The sequence below is a fragment of the Acetobacter nitrogenifigens DSM 23921 = NBRC 105050 genome (genome assembly GCF_000429165.1).
Lineage (GTDB): Bacteria > Pseudomonadota > Alphaproteobacteria > Acetobacterales > Acetobacteraceae > Acetobacter > Acetobacter nitrogenifigens.
In genome coordinates this window covers 211,332-232,192 of sequence record NZ_AUBI01000001.1, presented here as the reverse complement: position 1 = coordinate 232,192, position 20,861 = coordinate 211,332, and the positions used below count along the sequence as shown (strand labels likewise).

General features: G+C 61.2%; 21 protein-coding genes and 1 tRNA gene. 4 read left to right on the top strand and 18 right to left on the bottom strand.

The features are described from left to right. Positions 1–9: 9 nt before the first annotated feature. From G442_RS0101105 to G442_RS0101090, 4 genes are read right to left on the bottom strand one after another with little or no spacing between them, the layout of a single operon-like run. A complete protein-coding gene (locus G442_RS0101105; protein ID WP_026396497.1) occupies positions 10–1,707 on the bottom strand; it encodes an ABC transporter substrate-binding protein in 1,698 nt (565 codons plus the stop codon). Continuing rightward, entirely contained in the window at positions 1,708–2,343 is a 636-nt protein-coding gene (locus G442_RS0101100; protein WP_051291784.1) for an SCO family protein, read from the bottom strand. Further along, positions 2,343–5,102: a DNA polymerase I gene (gene polA, locus G442_RS0101095; protein WP_026396495.1), complete on the bottom strand. Its 2,760-nt coding sequence runs from the start codon at positions 5,100–5,102 to the stop codon at positions 2,343–2,345. The genes G442_RS0101100 and polA overlap by 1 nt, the downstream gene beginning before the upstream one ends. A 51-nt stretch (positions 5,103–5,153) precedes the next feature. Beyond that, positions 5,154–5,369, bottom strand: coding sequence for a zinc-finger domain-containing protein (locus G442_RS0101090; RefSeq protein WP_026396494.1), 216 nt, complete (start codon positions 5,367–5,369; stop codon positions 5,154–5,156). Positions 5,370–5,444: 75 nt separating this feature from the next. Between G442_RS0101090 and G442_RS20290 the strand changes: the two genes are divergently transcribed. Both G442_RS20290 and G442_RS0101080 read left to right on the top strand, forming a co-directional pair. Then, positions 5,445–6,521 (top strand): alpha/beta fold hydrolase, encoded by a 1,077-nt coding sequence (locus G442_RS20290; RefSeq protein WP_161628308.1) that lies wholly within the window; start codon positions 5,445–5,447, stop codon positions 6,519–6,521. A gap of 115 nt (positions 6,522–6,636) precedes the next feature. Beyond that, positions 6,637–6,713: transfer RNA gene (locus G442_RS0101080), tRNA-Arg, on the top strand. Between the two features lie 346 nt (positions 6,714–7,059). On the opposite strand, the gene G442_RS20285 is transcribed toward G442_RS0101080, so the two are convergent. Both G442_RS20285 and G442_RS0101070 read right to left on the bottom strand, forming a co-directional pair. After that, positions 7,060–7,359, bottom strand: coding sequence for a hypothetical protein (locus tag G442_RS20285; RefSeq protein WP_146882067.1), 300 nt, complete (start codon positions 7,357–7,359; stop codon positions 7,060–7,062). Positions 7,360–7,362: 3 nt separating this feature from the next. Further along, a complete protein-coding gene (locus G442_RS0101070) occupies positions 7,363–7,929 on the bottom strand; it encodes a hypothetical protein (protein ID WP_026396493.1) in 567 nt (188 codons plus the stop codon). A gap of 178 nt (positions 7,930–8,107) precedes the next feature. Here G442_RS0101070 and G442_RS0101065 point away from each other — a divergent pair, with 178 nt between their 5' ends. Beyond that, on the top strand, positions 8,108–8,383 hold the full coding sequence (locus tag G442_RS0101065; RefSeq protein ID WP_026396492.1) for a hypothetical protein: 276 nt from the start codon (positions 8,108–8,110) through the stop codon (positions 8,381–8,383). Positions 8,384–8,575: 192 nt separating this feature from the next. Here G442_RS0101065 and G442_RS24795 read toward each other — a convergent pair whose 3' ends face one another. The 9 genes from G442_RS24795 to mdcA form a co-directional block, all read right to left on the bottom strand. Next, positions 8,576–8,773 (bottom strand): hypothetical protein, encoded by a 198-nt coding sequence (locus G442_RS24795; protein WP_154660331.1) that lies wholly within the window; start codon positions 8,771–8,773, stop codon positions 8,576–8,578. A gap of 449 nt (positions 8,774–9,222) precedes the next feature. Continuing rightward, positions 9,223–10,149 (bottom strand): malonate decarboxylase subunit epsilon, encoded by a 927-nt coding sequence (locus tag G442_RS0101060; protein ID WP_246789282.1) that lies wholly within the window; start codon positions 10,147–10,149, stop codon positions 9,223–9,225. 69 nt (positions 10,150–10,218) lie between these two features. Further along, a complete protein-coding gene (locus G442_RS20280) occupies positions 10,219–11,178 on the bottom strand; it encodes an AEC family transporter (RefSeq protein ID WP_035375995.1) in 960 nt (319 codons plus the stop codon). Positions 11,179–11,212: 34 nt separating this feature from the next. After that, positions 11,213–12,076: a triphosphoribosyl-dephospho-CoA synthase MdcB gene (gene mdcB / locus G442_RS0101050; RefSeq protein ID WP_026396490.1), complete on the bottom strand. Its 864-nt coding sequence runs from the start codon at positions 12,074–12,076 to the stop codon at positions 11,213–11,215. Further along, complete coding sequence (gene mdcG, locus G442_RS20275; protein ID WP_051291779.1) at positions 12,073–12,762, bottom strand: malonate decarboxylase holo-[acyl-carrier-protein] synthase; 690 nt, start codon at positions 12,760–12,762, stop codon at positions 12,073–12,075. Before mdcG ends, mdcB begins: the two co-directional genes overlap by 4 nt. After that, on the bottom strand, positions 12,763–13,491 hold the full coding sequence (locus G442_RS0101040; protein WP_026396489.1) for a biotin-independent malonate decarboxylase subunit gamma: 729 nt from the start codon (positions 13,489–13,491) through the stop codon (positions 12,763–12,765). After that, positions 13,478–14,407 carry a biotin-independent malonate decarboxylase subunit beta gene (locus tag G442_RS0101035; protein ID WP_026396488.1) on the bottom strand — a complete coding sequence of 310 codons (930 nt, stop codon included), beginning with the start codon at positions 14,405–14,407 and terminating at the stop codon, positions 13,478–13,480. The genes G442_RS0101040 and G442_RS0101035 overlap by 14 nt, the downstream gene beginning before the upstream one ends. Further along, positions 14,404–14,718, bottom strand: coding sequence for a malonate decarboxylase acyl carrier protein (gene mdcC, locus G442_RS0101030; protein WP_026396487.1), 315 nt, complete (start codon positions 14,716–14,718; stop codon positions 14,404–14,406). The genes G442_RS0101035 and mdcC overlap by 4 nt, the downstream gene beginning before the upstream one ends. Before the next feature lie 5 nt (positions 14,719–14,723). Then, entirely contained in the window at positions 14,724–16,367 is a 1,644-nt protein-coding gene (gene mdcA / locus G442_RS0101025) for a malonate decarboxylase subunit alpha (RefSeq protein ID WP_026396486.1), read from the bottom strand. Between the two features lie 111 nt (positions 16,368–16,478). On the opposite strand from mdcA, the gene G442_RS0101020 reads away from it, so the two are divergent. Continuing rightward, complete coding sequence (locus tag G442_RS0101020) at positions 16,479–17,354, top strand: LysR family transcriptional regulator (RefSeq protein WP_026396485.1); 876 nt, start codon at positions 16,479–16,481, stop codon at positions 17,352–17,354. Between the two features lie 280 nt (positions 17,355–17,634). Here G442_RS0101020 and gatB read toward each other — a convergent pair whose 3' ends face one another. The 3 genes from gatB to gatC are packed head-to-tail and all read right to left on the bottom strand — an operon-like array spanning position 17,635 to position 20,857. Continuing rightward, positions 17,635–19,089, bottom strand: coding sequence for an Asp-tRNA(Asn)/Glu-tRNA(Gln) amidotransferase subunit GatB (gene gatB / locus G442_RS0101015; RefSeq protein WP_026396484.1), 1,455 nt, complete (start codon positions 19,087–19,089; stop codon positions 17,635–17,637). Next, positions 19,086–20,567 (bottom strand): Asp-tRNA(Asn)/Glu-tRNA(Gln) amidotransferase subunit GatA, encoded by a 1,482-nt coding sequence (gene gatA, locus G442_RS0101010; RefSeq protein WP_026396483.1) that lies wholly within the window; start codon positions 20,565–20,567, stop codon positions 19,086–19,088. Before gatA ends, gatB begins: the two co-directional genes overlap by 4 nt. Further along, positions 20,567–20,857 carry an Asp-tRNA(Asn)/Glu-tRNA(Gln) amidotransferase subunit GatC gene (gene gatC / locus G442_RS0101005; RefSeq protein WP_026396482.1) on the bottom strand — a complete coding sequence of 97 codons (291 nt, stop codon included), beginning with the start codon at positions 20,855–20,857 and terminating at the stop codon, positions 20,567–20,569. Before gatC ends, gatA begins: the two co-directional genes overlap by 1 nt. Between the last annotated feature and the right edge of the window lie 4 nt (positions 20,858–20,861).

Sequence of the window (20,861 nt, the reverse complement as noted above, 5' to 3'; positions counted from 1 at the left end):
GCCCTTTCCCTAGCGCAACTGGAATTTCGAGAAGACGACTTCGTAGATCGGCGCGCGAATTTCACCGTGCACGCGCGCCGACAGCAAAGTGACCCAACGGACCTGATTGAGCGGCACGACCGGGGCCTGCGCCATGATCGCGCGGGACGCTTCCGCCCAGAGCGCGTCTCCCGCCTTCTGGTCGGTGACGGAGACGCTGGCGGCCCGATCCATGATCGCATCGACGCTGCGATCACAAAAGCCGGAGATATTGATGGAGTTGTCGGAATGCGGCGTGAACGTGTCGCATGACAGCAGAGCCTGAAGATAGCTGGAGGCGGCCGGGTAATCGGCGTTCCAGCCGGTCAGCCCGACCTGAACGCGATTATCGCTGTTCTGGATGTAGGTGAACTGCACCGCCTGCGTGATCGCTCTCACGGAGACGACGAAGCCAAGATCCGCCAGTGTGCTGCGCAGTTCGTTCGCCATGGCGACGTAACCGGGCGTGGAGGGCGAGACGATGCCGACGCGCTGACCGCTGACGCCAGCTTCCTTGATGAGCTGCCGCGCGCGTTCCATGTCCGGCGCACGCCATTCCTGCGCCGGGTGTTCGGGCGATGCGCCCCTGGTGTAGGCACAACTGGGTTCAAACCCGGGGGAGCCGACCGGGAGTAGCTGACACGACGGAATGGACACAGCCGGACCGCCCGCGTGAATCACCATCGCCTTGCGGTTGATCGCGTAGTTGAAGGCCTGCCGTACGCGCAGGTCGTTGAACGGCGGAATGTTCACGTTTAGGGCTGCGTAATAGAGATTGAGGAAGTCGATCAGCCGTACCCGGTCCGCGTAGCGCGACCCGATTTCGCCGAGCCGGTCCAACGGCGCGTTTTCGGCCATCCAGTCGTATTGGCCATTTTCAATGGCCGTTACGGACGCTTCCGGATCCATCCCAAACGTATAGGTGATTGCGTCCGGGTATCCGGCGGGCTGGGCCTCGGCGTCCCACTGTCTGAAATACGGGTTGCGCTCCATGCGCAGGCCCGTGTTTGGGTCGTAGGAGACGATGCGGTAGGGGCCGGTGCCCGGCGCTGCGTCATTGCCCACGTCGTGAGTCGGCGCGTCGGCAGGCAGGATCGCCGCATGCAGGAACGCCAGCCGATCGAAGAATTCGGAATCCGGATGCGTCAGGTGGAACGTGACTGTCCAGTTTTGATCATCAGGTTCGACGCCGCCTGCAAGCGTGCAGTGGTCGGGGTCGTGCAGACACGCGGCGCCGCCGACGATGTGGCTGTAATAGGGACCGGCGGTGGGGCTGTTGACCTTGAAGATGCGGCGCATGGAGGCGGCGACGTCATCGGGCGTCACTTCCTTGCCGCTGGAGAAATGTAAGCCGTGCCGCAGATGAAATCTGTAAGTAAGACCACCGTCTTCCGGCGGCGGCAGTGACTCCGCCAGATCAGGAATGGCCTGTCGCGTCAGGGAGCCAGGAGACTTGGAGAAGGTTGTCAGACCGTCATAGACGACGTTCAACACCTGATAGGCGGTGTGCAGGTAGCTGACCTGCGGGTCCATGGTGCCCAGCATTCCCTGTCCAGCAAGACGCAGCGTGCCGCCGACATGGGGGCTTGCGGGCGCGCCCGGCGCGGGCGCTTCGGCGAACGCTGTCGCCGAAGCGGTTGCGAACAACGCGCACGCCCCGCCGAAGACCAGGAAAGATTTGAGGCGCATTTAGTGTTTTTCGAGAAGCGCGCCAAGGCGCTGCTTCATCTCGCCTTCGTTGGCGGAGGATTCGATCGTTCCGGCGTAGCGTCCGTTCGGGTCCATGACGACGATGCGGGGGGACATTACGTAAGCATAACCCCATTCAGGATCCGGCTGTTTTTCGATTGGTGCGTGATATTCCTTCGTCACGGCAGCCAGTGTCGCGGGCGAGCCCGTTCCGGCGACGATCCTTGAGCCGAACTGTGTGGCGTAACGCCGCAACTGCTCCGAAAGATCGCGCTGGGGGTCGAGGCTGATAAACAACGCCGCGACATGCTTCCCGTCCGGATCGACCTGTTTCAGTGCGCCGGTCAGATTTGTGAGGGTTTTGGTGCAGGCGTTTTCGGCGCAATGGATGGCGCCGAACATCATCAGCATCCAGCGGCCATGGAAATCGTTGGCGGTCATCGTTCCGTCGGAGGAATCCATCAACCGGAACGCGCCGCCGACCTCGTTGCCCTGGCTGTCCACCAACGGTCCCATTGAATCGGAAAGACGATACGCCCCGTATCCGACGCCAACGGCAAGAAGCGCCGACGCCGCCAGCACCGTCAGCATTTTACGATCATAACGCCTGCCCGTCGCAAGCTTGCCGCCAGCCATCAATGCGCCTCCGCCCAGTTCGCGCCAATTCCAGTCTCGACCACGAGCGGCGCCTTGAGCGTCGCTGCAGTTTCCATCACCGTCTTCACAAGCGCCGCCGTTTCTTTCGCGGCGTCCGCCTCCACCTCGAACAGCAGTTCGTCGTGCACCTGCAGCAGCATTGAAGCCGGAAGGTTTGCGTCAGCCAGCGCGGAGGGCAGACGCACCATGGCGCGCTTGATGATGTCCGCAGCGCCGCCTTGCAGCGGCGCATTGATGGCCTGCCGCTCGGCATAATTACGTCGGGCGGCGTTCTTCTCGTTGATGCCGGGGACGTAGCATCGACGTCCGAACGGCGTCAGCACGTAGCCGTGCTCTTTTGCTTCGGCGCGCCGGCCTTCCATATAATCGCGGATGCCGGGATAGCGTGCGAAGTAGGCGTCGATATAAGCCCGCGCTTCGCCGGGGGAAATGCCAAGCTGCTTGGCCAGTCCGAAAGCGGAAATGCCGTAGATGATGCCGAAATTGATCGCCTTCGCACGTCGCCGCGTCAGTGGGTCCATGCCTTCGATGGGCGTCCCGAACACTTCTGACGCCGTGCGGGCGTGGATGTCCTGACCGAGTTCGAACGCCTCAAGCAGGGTAGGAACGTCCGCGACGCTGGCCAGAAGGCGGAGTTCGATCTGGGAGTAGTCTGCGGAGATCAGGACTTTTCCCGGAGGCGCGATAAAGCAGTGTCTGATGCGCGCGCCTTCTTCCGTACGGATGGGAATGTTCTGGAGATTGGGGTCATTGGAAGAGAGGCGCCCCGTCGTCGTGATCGCCATCTGGAACGACGTGTGCACCCGCGCTGTGGACGGGTCCATTTCCTGCACAAGCGCATCTGTGTAGGTGCTTTTCAGTTTCGCGAGTTGTCGCCAGGCGAGAATCCGTTCTGGAAGCTCGATGCCCTGATCGGCGAGATCCTGCAGCACGGAGGAGTCCGTGCTCCACGCGCCTGCCTTGCCGCGCTTGCCGCCCGGCAACCCCATTTCGTCGAACAGGATTTCGCCGAGCTGTTTCGGTGAGCCGACATTGAACGGACGCCCGGCCAGCGCACAGATCTGCCCCTCCATCTCCGTCATGCGTGCGGCGAAGTCGTCGGACAAGCGGCGCAGCTGGGGCGCGTCGACCTTGATTCCGGCCTTTTCCATATCGGCCAGCACGCCGATCAAGGGGCGTTCAAGCTGTTCGTAAAGCGCCAGCGCCTGATTGGTCCGCAGCGTCGGGCGCAATGCAAGCCAAAGACGAAGAGTGACGTCTGCGTCTTCCGCCGCGTATTCCGTAGCCCGCTTTACCGGAACCTGATGGAAGGGAACGCGGTTGCGCCCGGTCCCGGTGACTTCGTCATAGGAAATGGGCGTGTGGCCCAGATGGAGCTTCGCAAGCTCGTCCATCCCCTGACCATGCAGACCGGCGGACTGCGCGTAGGAGATCAGCATCGTGTCGTCGATCGGGGCGATGTCGGCGGCCCCGGCGCGCGCGAGTATCAGAACGTCGAACTTGGCGTTGTGAAAAACCTTCAGAACACCGGGGTCTGTCAGAAGCGGCGCGAGGATTTCAACCGCCGTCGCAGTATCGAGTTGCTCCCCTGTCGGCTGGTCCAGCGTGCCCTCGTGCAACAATGGCACGTAACAGGCGCGGCCCGGAGCTGTCGCCAGAGAAAAACCGACCATGCGGGCCTGCAGAGGATCGAGGCCGTCGGTTTCGGTGTCGAGCGCGCAGACGCCAGCCGTGCGCGCTTCCGCGACCCATGTGGCGAGAACCCCCGCGTCGGTCACCGTATCGTATTCGTTATAAGGCGCTGCGTCCGGAGCCGGGGTAGGCTCTCGCGCGGCGCTCACGTTCTGTCTCGCCGGGCGGGGCGACGCACTCTCTCCCAGCCCAAAACGATGGCGCACGGAACGGAACCCCATGCGATCCAGCCAGTCGCCGAGAACGGCGAGGTCGGGGTCGCGCAGCCCCAGTTCGTCGACAGGGAGGGGCAGGGGCGCGTGCGCGTCGAGTGTGACGAGTTTCAGCGAGACCCGGGCGGCTTCGGCGTGCTCGATCAGAGAATCGCGGCGCTTCGACGCCTTCATCGTCGGGGCGGCTTCCAGCACGGCTTCGAGCGTGCCGAATTCGTTGATCAGAGCCGACGCCGTCTTGGGACCGATGCCTGGCACGCCGGGCACATTGTCTGTCGGATCGCCCATCAGGGCCTGAACCTCGGCCACCTTGTCCGGGCCGACGCCGAACTTCGCTTCAACTTCCGTCGGGCCGATGGGCTTCTGCTTGATGGGGTCGAGCATGTCGACATTGGGGCCGAGCAATTGCATCAGGTCCTTGTCGGACGAGACGATCGTGCACTGACCGCCTGCCTCCGCCACCGTGCGCGCATACGCCGCTATCAGGTCGTCCGCTTCGTAACCGGCGAGCTCCACGCCGGGCACTCCGAAAGCGGCTGTGGCTTCGCGTATCAGCGAGAACTGTGGGATCAGGTCTTCCGGCGGATCGGGGCGGTGGGCTTTGTACTGGGGGTAGATGTCAGAGCGAAATGTCTGACGGCTGGTGTCGAAAACGACGGCCAGATGGGTTCCGACATGCTCGCGCATCAACCGGGTCAGCATGTTGCAGAACCCGAACACGGCGTTCACCGGGACGCCGTCCGGGCTGCTCATCGGCGGAAGGGCATGAAAGGCGCGGAAAATGAAGCCGCTGCCGTCAATGAGGACGAGGTGCGGCGGTGTCGGAGTGCTCATAAACGCCGAAATCGCACGTTCGCGCGCATCTTCATAGACCGGGCGTGCGCCTCAGTGAGCGTCGTCATGCCCCGCTGCGGGGTCGAGCACGAACAGGCGCGAGCAATAAGGGCAGAAAGTCTGGTGCCCGCCGATCTTCAGCCAGACCTTGGGATGTCCGAGAGCCGCCAGCCCGCCATCGCAGGAAATCTTGCGCGTATGGACGATCACCGTCTCGACATGGCCGAGGCGCGGGCGCGGCGTGGGGTTCGTAGGCTGGATCAGCATCGGGTTGTCCTGTCCTGCGTGCCCACCGGAAAGTCGGTTGGCCTTTGAAGCGGCGCAATGATACGCGTGAACGCCGTGACTTCAAACCATATGCACGCCCTTGTGTCCGCGTTTCGCGGGCGCGGCGCATTCCGCAGGCGTCTGGCTCTGGGCGGCGCCATGCTTGTTGCTTCGCTGGCGGTCGCATGCAGCGCCGATCCGGTGGTTCGCGTGCCTGCGCGTTACGCAGCGGACGCGCGACGGGTTCCTCCCGATTTTAATCTGAAGCTTTCCGACGGCGCGCAGATTCCTGTCCGGACGTGGGAAGCGTCGACCTCTCGACCAAGGGCTGCGATTCTCGGGCTGCACGGATTCGACGACAGTCGCGACGCGTGGGAGTTCGCTGCGCCAGCTCTTGCCGAGCGGGGGCTAGTTCTCTGGTCTCCCGACCAGCGCGGCTTCGGCGAAGCGCCTCGACGTGGCGACTGGGTCGGCGCCGCCCGCATGGTGAGGGATGTGCGAGAGGAACTGGCTCTGCTGGCCAAAGCATACCCCGGCACGCCGGTCTTTTTGATGGGTGAGAGCATGGGCGGCGCGATCGCCATACTGACGATGACCGCCCCCGACGCGCCACATATCGCAGGAACCATACTTCTGGCTCCCGCTGTGTGGACCGTTGGCGGCGTGGCGGCGTTGCCCGTGCGGATCGCCGCCGCTCTCGCCCCTGACGGTCGTGTGACAGGGCGCGAATTGCCGGTGCATGTCACGGCCAGTGACAATATGGCCGCCCTCCGCAGGCTTTACTTTGATCCACTCACCCTTCGCTCGACGAAGCTGTCCGCGTTGCGGGGGTTGATCGACCTCATGTCCAACGCTGCAAGGGCGGCGCCGGACCTGCGTGGCCCCGTATTGCTCGTTTACGGCGATCAGGATCAGCTTGTTCCGTCCGCCGCGATGGCGCAGGTCTGGCGCAATCTTCCGCAGAACGTCCGGCGCGACCTGATTCCCGGCGGTCATCATCTCATGCTGCGTGACCAGAGGCGGGGCAGGGTGACGGCCGATATTGCAGGCTGGATTAACGCGCCCGACATGCTGCTTCCCTCGGGAGGCGATGTCGCGGCGGCCGTGTGGGCTACGCTTAACGACGCGACACCGGCGGTTGCCGGGCGGTGACAACGGGCGCTGCCTGCGGAATTGGGTCAGCGATGGGGCAAAGGCAGGTTTTTCTCTTGGAACTGCCTCTTGCAGCTTGGCAAGGGCATGAAGTCTGGAGTAGGGAGAACCCGCTGGACCCGTAGCTCAGCTGGATAGAGCGTCGCCCTCCGAAGGCGAAGGTCGGAGGTTCGAATCCTCTCGGGTCCGCCACAAATTCCAAAAATTTCTTATAAAATCAAAGAGTTGGCGTGTTTTTGCGCTAATCTGCCCCTCGTGTTGTCCCTGTTGCGGATTTCTCTCATGCCCGCTTAACCGGCGGGAGGGCGGCGAGGCAGGAATAGAGCCAGGCGGTGAATTGGCCGAAATGCAAATTTCCACGTCGCCTGTCTCGCCAGTGGTGTGGAGTCGGAGGCTCGATGCCTGCGCAACCCTAATCCATAACAACGCATGAATGCGATTGGGATGCATCACGCAGTTTACGAGGTGAGTCGGACAAAATAAAATGGAACGCCGTATCTCGTTACAAAGTTTAAAATTTCGGGTTTTGGCAATAAATCTAATCTATTTCGAGTGAGTCATACTTGCTGATTTTGTTTATTATTTTGGTGTTGTTGTGGTACTTCTCTTTTAATTTATATTTATTATCTCTTACGTAGTGACAATATTTTTCGATATCTTTCTGCATTTTCTGTTTGTCGTCTGCAGCCAGCGAATCATCGTATTCACCACTGAGAAATTGGCAGGTGTATGCGGCGCTGAGAAATTTCTTAACATCCGCAGGCGGAGCGGCAACGGCTGTCGGCGCGCAGGCGAGAACCGATAAGCATAGCATACCTGCGTAGAGATAATTTTTCATATTTCACCAGTCATCGATTGACCAATGTGGTCTATCTTTATCACCGCCATGGAATTTGATGACTCCATATGAACGGCCTACGGCCTGCAAGTCCTTATTCATCCCGGTTCGAGGCGCAGAAGAGATTTTGACCTCCTGATCCGCTTGACTCTTTATGGTCAAATTGCCCGCCCATGAAATATTCATGTCGATGGCGCTCTTGGTCAGGTGTCTACTTGTGGCGTTCAGAGCGGGAGCAACGGCCAAACTGGCTATACCGAACGCGACCGCCATTTGCGTAGCTGCCGCTATATCTGCGCCAACGTTCCCGCTGCTCCAAGTGATATCGACGCCCGTCATTGGCGGGACATCGGCTGGTTGGCACTTTCTCTTAAAGATCATCCACGACCAATGCATTAAATAGATGCGTTCTGGTGGTCGGTATGTGTTGGCGATTGTAACTGTCGCACCGGCGCTAGTTAGAGCGTCAATAAATCGTTTTGCGTTTTCACGAAACGGCGAAGATAGATCCGACAAGGATTTGCTAGCTGGAAATCTCGTTATCCATATTGCTCCACTCTGTTGCGCCATTATCTCTATCCATACCTTCGTTCTCTTGGTTTCCTTTCGTCCGTTCGCTCGAGAGTCAATTATTTGTCGACGGAGTTTTTCCAAGAGCGAACCGCCCCAACATCGCCGCCTCGGCGCGTCCGTCGTCTTTCTTCCGCTTGAACAGGTCGGCGCCCCGCCGTGGGTTGTGTTGCCGTCTATGGGCCCCTGGGAGCCGGTTGGACAGGGGCTTCAGCAATCCGTCATGGTGGACTGGGCGCCGTTCTGGCGAAATCTGACCGATGAGCAGAAGGAAGATTACCTCAACAGGTGGAATGCGTCCCCCGAATGGCGAGACGCTATTGACGCGCGATACAACGTGACAGACGAAGAGCTTGCGGAAGAGGCAAGAGAGTTTCGGGAGTCCTACGTCGAGGAAGCTAAAGGACGCGGCGGCTTCCTCGTTCGAATTAAGGGTATTTTCAGGATCAGGTGATTTTTCAAGTTTAAATCTGGCAGCGAGCGTAAGGGTATCTCGATATTCTTCGCAATTGTGCCATGCCCGCTTTTCGCCATTCTCATCGGCTGGCCCCGGTGCAGGTGCTGTGTCACGATGAGAAACGGTAAGACGGGCATGAAGCGGCGGGCGGAATCAGGTAGCTGTCATCGGCAGAAGCCGCCGACATCATCACCAGTAATGCCGGTCATCCCATTCCCGTGCTCTCTCCCCGGTCAGCCAGGCCTCGCGAATGTCTGGCGGACCACTGGGAGGTTCGTCTCCGGAAAGCGCCAGAAATCCCAATTCGAAAGCATGTCGCAGGTTGGGGGCGTCCGGCGCTGTGGGGCGTTCATCTGTGGCTCGAACATACCCTTGCACCCATGCCAAGGTTGCCCTCAGTGGGTTCGGAAATATCCACATGGGAGCGAGATGCAGCCTCGGCATATGGCGAGACTATTCGGTCCGTGGGTTTCGAGCCCGACAATATGTCGGTAATCATCGTGAAAAATCGTCGGCCGATCGAAATTGCGGATGAGACTTTTTCACGGAACACGCAAAAGCGTCTCGACGACTCAGGCGCCAGCCTCGATGTGCCACACCGACGTCGTGATGCGGACCATAGGTCTGATTGGCCCAGAAAAATCCGGGTGGCGGGCGGCGCAAACTGTTCGCCCAGATAACAGCGCCGCCCGCCATCACTCTGCCGCGTTCGCTGACGGGCTAAAATGATCTAGATCAATGAGGAAGCTGTTGTTCGCGGCGTGGTTGCGGATTGACGACGCAAGGCTCCGCTGCGGCAGGCGTTTAAAAGGCGCCCACTGTCCAACGTCTGGTTCTTAAGGCGCCCGGAGCAGCCACTGGCGCACGCCTTCCATGCCATGAAAGTCATCAATGCTGCGCGCGGGAATGTCGGGCAGGGCGGCCCGCGCCATACGTGTCAAAGCCGATCCGGGGCCGAGTTCAAGAATCACCTGCGCGTCGGACTCGCGGCATCCTTGCAGGCAGGCGTCCCACCTGACTGTCTCGGCCACTTGTCGGGCAAGCCGTTCGCAACCGTCCGCCGGGCGCAAGATAGGCTCCCCGTCGAGGCCGCTCAGTAATCGTAAGCCTGTGTGTGGCGCTTTCGGTTGCAATTCCACTATGGCCTGCTTCAGAGGCTGGACAGCGCTCCGCAGCAATGGTGTGTGCGATGGGACCGAGACGCGTAGCCGCCGGGCTACCGACGCGCCTTGTTGCATGGCCAGAGCCAGCGCGTCGTCCAACTCAGAAACAGGGCCGCCGATCACTACGTTCTCGGCGGCGCTCTTTATGGCGATGAAAAGTCCCGCCTCGGTAAGAATGCGTTCCAGCCGGTCGGGTTGAAGACCGACAATTCCCGCCAGTCCTGCGTCAGGGGGGCTGGCGGCGTCCATCAAATCCGCTCGTGTGGCGGCCAGTTTGAGAACCTGCTCAGGTTTCAGACACCCGGAGACGCCCCAGGCGGCGAGTTCGCCTACGCTATATCCTGCACAGACGATGCGAGCGTCGATTGGTCCGAGCGCCGCGTGTGCGGCCAAAGCCATCGTGCAGCATAGAATCTGCCCTGTTCGGTTGGAGAACAGTTGCTCCATTGGGGCTGTGCGAACGAAGGCGCGGGGGTCGGCGCCAAGAAGTGTCCTGGCGGCCTGAAACACGGGCTCCGCGCAGGGATCGCTTTCCACAAGCGAAAACATCTCTCGATGCTGCGTTCCCTGCCCGGAACAAAGTATGGCGACGATAGTCACGATCCGGCGTCCTCCCGGTGTGCTGCCGAAGTTGGCGGCGACGGATCGGACATGGATGCTCCGCCGCCGTCAAGAAGCGGCGTGAGCCAGTGGCGCTGCCGTTAGCCATAGCGCTGCGGTCAGGGTGATCAGGCTGAGCAATGTGCTGACCACCATGATCGAGCCCGCGTCCCGGCTGTCGGCCTGATAACGCAAGGCGAAAAGCAGACCAAAGAATCCTGCAGGCAATGCGAGCAGCAGGATAACGGCGTGCGCCATTTCTGCGGGCATGGGGATCATGCTGACAAGCAAAACGCCGAGCAGCGGCTGTATGATGTTGCACAGAACCGACAATCCGATGATGCGCGGCGACCAGGAGACCTTCTGCGCGCTCAGGATCAGGCCGGTGACGAACAGCGCGACGCCAGCCGTGGCCTGTCCGAGAAGATCGAACGACCGGATTATAAAAACCGGAAGTTCAAGGCCGACAAGGGCGACCGCTACGCCAAGAAACGGCGCCACGACGAGGGGCTTGAGCATCGAGCGGCCGATGGACTGAAAGAGCAGTCGCACGCCGCTGATGTCTCCCTGAGCTTTGGAGGCTTCAAGAAACGCTAGGGTCAATGGCGACATGACGATAGCGCCAGAGACAATCGCAGTTGTAATATAGAGTTTTCCAGTCATTCCGAACACGGCGGAGGCGAGCGGTATTCCGGCGGCAGCATAGTTCGGCAACGATACGCTGAGCGCCATAACCGCGGAGACCGCGGCCGATGCGCCGAACACGAACCGCGCCAGACACCACACCAGCGCAAATATGAGTAGCATTCCAAGGAGCAGTGTCAGGAGCAGCGGCCATTGTTCGGCCAGAACCTGGCGGGAAGCCCGGGCCGTCGTCGCGAACAACGCAGCAGGAAGCGCGAACTCCATTGTCAGCACATTCATGCTGGCGACATTGCGATTATCGATTTTTCCTTGTTTGCCAGCAACATAACCGGCCGCCATGATAGCGAATATTGGAACGAGAGATGTAAGAAGCACCTGGATCATTTTCTGACCTCTGTTTGTGACAGTTTTTATTTATTTAAAAACGCTCGTTGAGTGCGTAGATTTTTTCGACAAAGAGACTCATCGCCAGCCCATCGGCGGCCCCGCCGGGTGACAGGTTGCGGGCCACAAAATCCGCATGCATAGCCGCAGCACGAATTTTCCACCCCGGAACATTGACGCCGCCGTCGGAAAGAAACGCGCGTGCGCTCTCCTGTGCGTGGCGTAGCCCTTCGACGCCGCCACGATGAAGAAGGTTTGTGTCGTCTACGGCGGCGATCAACGCCATGCAGCATTGCACGCGCGCCGCTTCCGTATGCGTCGGGTTAGCGCGACGGCTGCTGCGCAGCGTGGCGAGCCCGATTTTGTGCACGACAGGAAATCCGTTCGCCGCCTCAAGGCGGGCGCCGCCCACACCATACTGAGTGCAGACGCGACCACCGTTGCTGGTCGTCACGACCGGCGTGGCCCGAATGGCGTCGCCCCACACCGTCCGCACGACTTCGCCGCACGACATCGTGGCGTCGTATCTGGCGCGCCAGCCTGCGGCTGCACATAGCAGGCCCAGTCCCCAGATTGCGCCGCGATGCGTATTGACGCCGTTGGTCGCCTCCAACATCGCGCGCTCGGCGGCAAGCCCTATGCGGCGCAGTTCGGAAAGAGCGGCATTCCGATGTCCCGCACCGTATAAAGATTCAAAAAATGGCTCTATTGCCGAGGCGCTTTTTATGAACGTCGATACGCTCATGTCCTGATGGCTACCGCTATCGACGTGACTGACTAATCCCGGCTTGGGCCAGGTCATTACCTCATCGATCAGGCAATCATGGGCAGACTGGGCCACGATTTTCGCTTCGGAGAGTTCCGGCTGAGCAAGTGGAGGAGCGCTCAGGAAATTCATGACGCCATAACTTCTCGCGATTGCGCCGCGTCGCGTGTGAAGAGAGACGCGACCGTGGTGATCTCCACGCCATGGCGCAGTGATTTCGCAAGCACTGTCTCGCTGCCGCCGCGCTTCGCCGAATCGTGCAACTCCCGCCACTGAACGCCCCGATCGTCCGGAAATATGACTTCGCCATCAAGACGCATCGTCAATGCACCGGTCAGGGCGGCCAGATCGCGAAGGAGGGAGGTCGTATCATGCCGCACGGGATCGACGCGCCACAGGATATCCAGATCGGACGTAGCGGATAGATACTCCAGACCGGTGACGCTTTGCCAAAGCAGGCTGCCGGTCGCCTCGGGAACGATGTTGTAACGGGCCGCAAGCTGGAGCAGCTTTGCAACGTCTGGGCGCCAGAACGAATCTGGTTTTACGTCCAGTGCAGACAATGCCGTGGAGCCGCCGAACGGCGCAAGGGCGTTCACAGGCAAGAGAAAAGCCAACCTGAGTTTTCCGAGTAAAGGCGGCAGCGGCAGCCCGAGGGCGACACCAGCGCCCTCCTCGTCCGGAGCAGGGCACCGACAGACCAGAGGCCGACGCAGGGCAGCCCAGTCGCGGACCTCCTTAAGTGGATGGTCTCCCGCGACCTCACGCCATGCTGAGGGCGAGACGGTGACCAACGCATGCCGCCGGATTAGCACCATTCAGCGCGCTGCTTTCCCGAATTCCGCTGCAACTCTCAACGCGACGGAGTGGGCGACCTTGCGGCCGCCGCGCTCCTCGCCGAGCGTGTCGCGCGTGTCGGAGGATGCTTCCAGCGTCAGGACTGTTTCAATGCGGTCTGAAAAATTGTCCGCTTCGGTCCAGTTTTCCAGGACTGCTCCGGTTGCGGCGAGAGGCGTTACGCCAGGCGCGAATATGGGCGTGGTTTCGGCCTTCTTTTCCAGAATTTCCAGAGGAAGCTTGGTCACTCGAGCAATCGACGGAAGATCCATAACGCTGGGGTGTGCGCCGTCGATCGTGATCAACGTTTGCGCAGCCAGCGCGGTGGCGATAAACGCGCCCGCCGCCGCCGCGCCATAGAGCACGGCGACAGTCCGGTGTCCCGACAGTCCGGCCAGCGTGACGACTTTCGCCAGGTGAGCGAGGTACTCGTTCAGGCCAAGCATCTCGTCGCGTCGCGTCATGCGCTGGCTGGCCGTGTCGATCAGAAGCACGATCGGCGTTTTCTTGCCGTCCTGAACGATGCGGATAATACTGCCTGCCAGTTCAATGGCGATTTCAGGGCTGAGCGGCGCGCCGTCCGTGACTCCGACAATCTCGACAGCGGCGCCGTCCGTCAGGATAGCGCGACCGGCGAGAGTGTTGAACGGCCCGGCGACGACTTCGTGTCCGGACGGAAACAACCGTGTGAGAAGCTCAACGGGCGTCATGTTTGATCTCCCGTTCGGAAAGAAGCGCAAGGAAGGCGTCGTCGTCGATGTCAGGAACCGACGCCGGGTCCGCAAGACCGGCGCGCGCCCAGATTTCCGGGGTGTCGCGACAATCTCCGTAACTTGAAAGGCGCTTTTCCAGACGATCCTGTTCCGCCGCCATCGTCTCAAGCGTGAACGGCGGCGCAGCGTTGCGTGAACGGGCGGCGGCGGCGCGGAAGCTGGCGACGTCGCCCTTCACATAGCTGTCGGCTCCGCCCAGCAACACGCGGCTGCGGCCTCCGGTGATGCGCCAGACAAGAGCGCGGTCGCGTGAGTCAAATTCCTCCGCTCCCTTGTTGGTTTCGATGACTTCCGGCCCGGTGACGGAAATGCGTCCCTGCTCGGAAATAACGACGTGCGAGCAACAGGCCGTCACAATGCCGCCGCCGCCGAACGCGCCCGCGCGTCCGCCGACCAGAGCCACGACGGGGATACCGGCGGCGCGAACGCCGAGAAGCGCGCGAACGGTCTCCGACACCGCGAGTTCGCCCGCGTTCGCTTCCTGCAGACGCACTCCGCCTGTATCGAGAAGCAGCAGGACCGCGCTGACGCCGTCCGGCGTTCCCGCCGATGCCGTGACGGCGCGCAGCAGCCCGACGATCTTCGCGCCGCTGACCTCCGCGAACGTCCCGCCCATGAACTGGCCTTCCTGTGCAATGATCGCAACAGGTTTGCCATCGAGCTGCCCGCGGCCAACGATGACTCCGTCGTCGAAAGCTGGCGGCAGATCGAATAGTTCAAGATGCGGGCTCATGACCCGTTCGGCCGGGCCGAGAATTTCCCGAAATGTCTCGGCGTCGAGCAGACCTGTAATACGGTTGCGGGCGCTGGACTCGTACCAACTCGGGCTGCGGACGATTTCTTCCGGGATCATGGCTGGGTCTCCAGAAGTTTCACGCCCTGAAGCAGACGCAAGGTGACCGTGTCGGGCCGCGCGCCATTGTCATGGATGGAGAACCGCACTCCTCCGGGAGATGAGCGCGTGACGAAGTCCGCGACCACGGCTTCCCATACGGCCCGAAAACCTCGGGCCGATGTAGCGACATCCACGACGACGTCGTTGTCGGTTTCACTGCGTTCGAGCAGGATCTCAAGATTTCCCGACGCCACGACGCCGACAATCGCCTGTCGGCCCGTGCCGGGAAGCGGCGCCCGCGCCCGGGCGCGAATGGTGAATGTTTCCATACCGCTCACCAATTCCGAAATTTCGACGGCGGGCTGTAAAGTCCGTCCGACCAGGTCACGAGGTCACGGATAGAACGCGCGGCGAGAAGATTGCGGTTCGCCTCCATCGGGTCTACGCCGAGATCTTCCGGGCGACGGATCACGCCACGTTGACGCAAGGCCTCGACCTTGGCCCTGTCGCGCGCCATGCCGACCGGGGTGTATCCGGCGACGCCTCGAATGGCCTGCTCCACGTCGTCGGCATTGCGACATAGCAGAAGATTGGCGATCCCTTCTTCCGTGACAATATGCGTGACGTCGTCTCCGAAAATCATGACCGGCGCCAGCTCCATGTTCAGCTTGCGCGCCAGAGCCAGACTGTCCAGTTCTTCGACGAACGCGGGCTTCATGCCTTCGCCAAAAGTCTCGACCATTTGCACCACAAGTTTGCGCCCGCGCACCAGCGGCCCGGCGCCGCCGGCAGCTTCGCGTCCGGCCTTCAGCCAGGCATCGGAAACGTGCCTGCGACCATGTGCGTCCGATCCCATGTTCGGCGCGCCGCCGAAGCCCGCGATACGATCCGGCGTCACAGTCGAAGAATTACCGGCAAGGTCGATCTGCAGCGTGGAGCCGATGAACATGTCGCAGGCGTAGAGCCCGGCGTTCTGGCACATCAGACGGTTGGAACGTAGCGTTCCGTCCTTGCCGGTGAAATAGACGTCCGGCCGCGCCGACATATAGCGGTCCATGCCGACTTCGCTGCCGAAACAGTGGATTTGCTCGACCCAGCCGCTTTCGATGGCGGGGATGAGCGTCGGGTGCGGATTCAGCGCCCAGTGCGTCGCGACCTCGCCGCGCAGGCCCAGCTTCTCTCCGTATGTCGGAAGAAGCAGTTCGATGGCAGCCGTGGCGAAACCGATGCCGTGGTTCAGACGCTTCGGTCTGTACTCGGCATAAATCCCCTTCAGCGCGATCATGGCCATCAGGATCTGGGAATCCGTGACAGCGCCGGGATCACGGGTGAACAGGGGCTCTACATAGAAAGGTCGCGGAGCCTCGACCACAAAGTCGATCTGGTCGCCTGGAATATCGACGCGGGGAACCTTGTCCACGATCTTGTTGACCTGCGCGATGACGACGCCGCTCTTGTAGGCGGTGGCCTCGACTATCGTTGGCGTGTCTTCAGTATTCGGGCCGGTGTAAAGGTTGCCATCCCGGTCGGCGCACACGCCTGCGATCAGCGCCACATTAGGCGTCAAATCAACGTAATAGCGGGCGAACAACTCGATATAGGTATGGATGGCGCCCAGTTCGATCTTGCCCTGATCCAGCGCTCGGGCGATGGCACCCGACTGCGGACCCGAATAGGAAAAATCGAGTTTTTTCGCGATCCCAAGTCGAAAGAGGTCAAGATGCTCCGGCAGCACGAGGCCCGATTGCACGATATGCAGATCGTGAATGTCGGCCGGATCGACCTGCGCCAGACAGGAGGCGAGGAAATCCGCCTGCTTCTGGTTGTCGCCTTCGAGGCATACCCGGTCGCCCGATTTTATGACGCGCCGCAGCATATCCGTAGCGTTATCCGCCGCGACAACCTTGCCGTCAGCGAATGGCGCCGCAGCGTCCATCCGCGTCGCGCGTTCCGTTTTTTGTCTAGTCCAGTCCCGCATTGCTCCCAATCCTGTCAGGCGAGCGATTGAAGCAACAGTAGGCTTATGGGGTTGTCAGTGATAGAATAAATTTTTGACAGCTTGGTGAGTGATATAATTAATGTTGTTATCATGATCGACACTACGCTTCTGGAGAGTTTCCTGACGGTCGTTGAAGAGGCAAGTTTCACGCAGGCGGCGGATCGCCTGGGTCTCACGCAGTCTTCAGTAAGCCAGCAGATCAAGCGGCTGGAAAACCAGATCGGGCGGCGCCTGCTTCAGCGTTCGACCCACAAGGTCACCCTGCTGCCGGACGGTGAGAGGTTGTTGGTTCATGCGCGCCGCATTTGTGGAGCCATTCAGGATGCGGAAAGAGAGTTCAGCGCGCCCGGCGTGAGCGGTTTCGTGCATATGGGCGTCGCAGAGGATTTCGCGACATCGCGTCTTCCTGATATTCTCAGGCGCTTTCGAAGAATTTACCCTGATGTGACGTTGCAGATCGAGATTGGTCTGAGCGTGAACCTGCTCCAGAAACTGCATGAAGGCGTGTTCGACATCGTGCTGGCGAAGGCCCGCCAGTCCGCGAAGGGCGCGGAGCCGTTGCTGGACGATCCGCTGGTTTGGGTCGCCGCGCCTGAGGAGCCTGAAATCGGAACGCTGCGGCCGTTGCCGCTTGCGTTGCATCCCGAACCGAGCATCAGCCGCGCCATGGTGATGGAGACGCTGGAACAGTGCGCGATTCCGTTCCGTATAGCCCATACCAGTCTTAGCATCACTGGTTTACGCGCGGGTGTCCTCGCAGGATTGGGTCTGTCCGTGTTCGGGCGTAGTTTCGTGCCTGAAGGACTGGAAGTGCTGGATCACGAAGCGGCTGGACTTCCTCCGCTCCCCGCTTTGCCTTTCATTTTGGAAAAGCAGAAAGGATCAGAGGGAAAAGCGGCGGTCGATGCTCTTATCAAGGCAATACACGAAAATTTGGCGCTTTTGGACAGACGGCGTTTCCCGTAGCCTGACGATTAAAATTCCTTAAAACGCTTTATTTTTTAATGAATTATCTAAAGTTTTTATGGTGTTTCTCTAAGCGCACTCGCTTCAAAAGCAGCTCATATCGTGAGGAGCGCCCAATAATCTGGGCAACTACTCCGAGCGTGCGCGCGGCAAGGAGTAACCGCCGTGCAGACACGAAGCGGCCAGGGGAGGGCAGGCTTTCGATAGAAACGCGTGACGCCCGCTTCCGGGCGTCACGTTAAAAAGAGCCGGCGAGAGGCTGGGCTCTCTCGGCCCAGACTCAGCCGTGAATTTTCTTCTTGAGGATGTCGTTGACGATCGCCGGGTTCGCCTTGCCCTGCGTCGCTTTCATCACCTGCCCAACGAAGAAGCCGAACAGCTTGTCCTTGCCGCCGAGATACTGTTCGACCTTGTCCTGATTGGCTGCGATGATTTCGTCAGCCGCCGCCTCAATGGCGCCAGTGTCAGTGACCTGCCGCAGACCTTTGCGTTCGACGATTTCAAGCGGCGCCTCGCCGGTTTCGAACATCGTCTCAAGCACTTCCTTGGCGATCTTGCCGTTGATCGTGCCGTCGGTGATCAGATCGAGCATCCCGCCAAGTTTGTCCGCGCCAACGGGGCTTTCCTCGATCGCCTTGCCGGTGCGATTGAGGGCCGCAAAGAAATCGCCCGTCATCCACGCGGCGGTCATCTTGCCATCGCGGCCCTTGGCGACTGATTCATAAAAATCCGCCATCGCCTGCTCTGCGACCAGAACGCCGGAATCATACGCGGTGATTCCGTATTCCGTCTGGAATCGCGCGCGCTTGTCGTCGGGAAGCTCGGGGAGGTGAGCTTTCAGTTCATCCACCCATGCTTGCTCGACGACAAGCGGCAGCAGGTCCGGGTCCGGAAAATAGCGGTAATCGTGCGCATCTTCCTTGGAGCGGAGCGAGCGCGTCTCACCACGGGCGGGGTCGAACAGGCGCGTTTCCTGGTCGACGGAGCCGCCGGACTCCCAGACCTCGATCTGCCGCATGGCCTCGATCTCGATCGCCTGTGTGACGAAGCGGATCGAGTTGACGTTCTTGATCTCGCAGCGCGTGCGGAACGGCTCGCCCGCCTTGCGGACCGACACGTTTACGTCGGCGCGCATGGAGCCTTCGTCCATGTTGCCGTCGCAAGTGCCGAGGTAACGCAGAATCTGGCGCATCTTGCGCAGATACGCGCCTGCTTCCTCTGGAGAGCGGATGTCCGGCTCGCTGACGATCTCCATCAGCGCGACGCCCGCGCGGTTCAGGTCCACGAACGAACGCTTCGGATCCTGATCGTGCAAGAGCTTCCCCGCGTCCTGTTCCAGATGCAGACGCGTGACGCCGATCTGGCGCGTGGAGCCGTCAGAAAGTTCGATTTCAACCACGCCCGAGCCCACGATCGGGTGGGTGAACTGGCTGATCTGATACCCCTGCGGAAGATCGGCGTAGAAATAGTTCTTCCGGTCGAAGCGGCTTTCCAGATTGATATGCGCTTTCAGCCCGAGCCCAGTGCGGATCGCCTGCGCTACGCATTCATGGTTGATGACCGGCAACATGCCCGGAAATCCGGCGTCGATCAGGCTGACCTGCGTGTTCGGCTCGCCGCCGAACAGGGTCGAGGCGCCAGAGAACAGCTTCGACTGGCTGATGACCTGCGCGTGGACTTCCAGACCGACAACGATCTCCCACGTGCCGGTGGCGCCTTCCAGAGTGTACGTCATGCCGCTGCTCCTGCGCGGAAGGTGGGACGCGCGGTAAAGTCGGCGGCCTTTTCAAGCGCCGACCCGACGGCGATCAGCGTTTCCTCGTCGAAGTGCCGTCCGATCAGTTGCAGGCCAAGCGGCAGGCCTGTGCTGTCCAGCGACACCGGCACCGACAGGGCTGGCTGGCCCGCCATGCTCGCGGGCACGGTGAACACGTCGTTCAGATACATCTGCACGGGGTCTTCCGGCTTCTCGTTATGCCCAAACGCGGCGGTCGGCGCCGTGGGGGTCAGCAGCACGTCTACGGATTCAAACGCCTGTGTGAAGTCGCGCTGGATCAGAGTGCGAATCTTTTGCGCGCGCAGGTAGTAGGCGTCGTAATACCCGGCCGAGAGCACGTAGGTGCCGACCAGAACACGACGACGCACTTCCTCGCCGAAGCCGTCATGGCGGGTGCGCTCATAAAGCTCGTTAAGGCTTGCGCCTTCGCGGCGATCGCCAAATCGCACGCCGTCATAGCGGGCGAGATTGGACGACGCCTCGGCGGGGGCGATGATGTAGTACGTTGCCAGGCCGTATTTCGTATGCGGCAGAGACACGTCCACGATCTCGCATCCGGCCTCACGCAGCATCGCGACGCCGCGATCCCACACAGCCTGAAGTTCGGCGGACATGCCGGGCGCGCGATATTCGGCGGGCACGCCGATGCGCAGGCCCTTCAGGCTGCGCCCACAGGCGGCGCGATAATCCGGCACGGCGATGTTGGCGCTGGTGCTGTCCTTTGCGTCGTGACCGGCCATGGCGGCGAGCATGATCGCCGCGTCCTCGACCGTGCGGGTCATCGGGCCGGCCTGATCCAGCGAGCTTGCGAAGGCGATCGTGCCCCAGCGGCTGCACCGTCCATAGGTCGGCTTCAGCCCGACGATGCCGCAATATGCCGCAGGCTGGCGGATCGACCCGCCCGTGTCCGTGCCCGTCGCGCCCATGGCGAGATGCGCCGCGACAGCAGCGGCCGAGCCGCCGGAGGATCCGCCCGGCACCAGCGGAGTGTCGTCGCCGTTGCGCCGCCAGGGGTTTTCAACCACGCCGAACGCGGAGGTCAGGTTCGTCGAGCCCATGGCGAACTCGTCGAGGTTCGTCTTGCCGACGAACACCGCGCCATTGGCGAGCAGGTTCGCCGTGACCGTGCTTTCATATGTCGGCGTGAAATCGCCAAGGATACGGCTGGCCGCCGTCGTCCTTACGCCCTTCGTGCAAAACAGATCCTTGATGCCCAGCGGGATGCCGGTCAGCGTCGGGGCGTCGCCAGCGGAGAGGGTCTTGTCAGCCTGAGCGGCCGCCTCCTTCGCCTGATCGGCGGTGACGGTGATGTAGGCGTTCAGGCGCCCGTTCAGCGCGTCGATCGCCTTGACATGCGCGTTCGTCAGTTCGGCGGCCGTGAAGTCGCGTTTGCGCAGGCCTTCTGCGGCCTGTGCGATGGTCAGATCTGTCAGCATCATTCGACCACCTTCGGCACGGTAAAGAAGGGACCTTCACGATCCGGAGCGTTCGCCAGCACGTCGTTCTGGCGATCGCCGTCGGTCACTGCGTCCTGTCGCTGGGGCAGGGCGGTCGTCTGGGACGTGCCGACCATCGGGGGCACGCCCTCAACGTCGACCTCGTTCAGGATCTCGATCCAGCCAAGGATGCCGCCCATCTGGGCGCGCACGGTTTCGATTTCCTGATCGTCAAGGCCGATCCGGGCCAGTTTGGCGATACGTCTCGTGGTCGCGAGATCGAGCGACATGCAG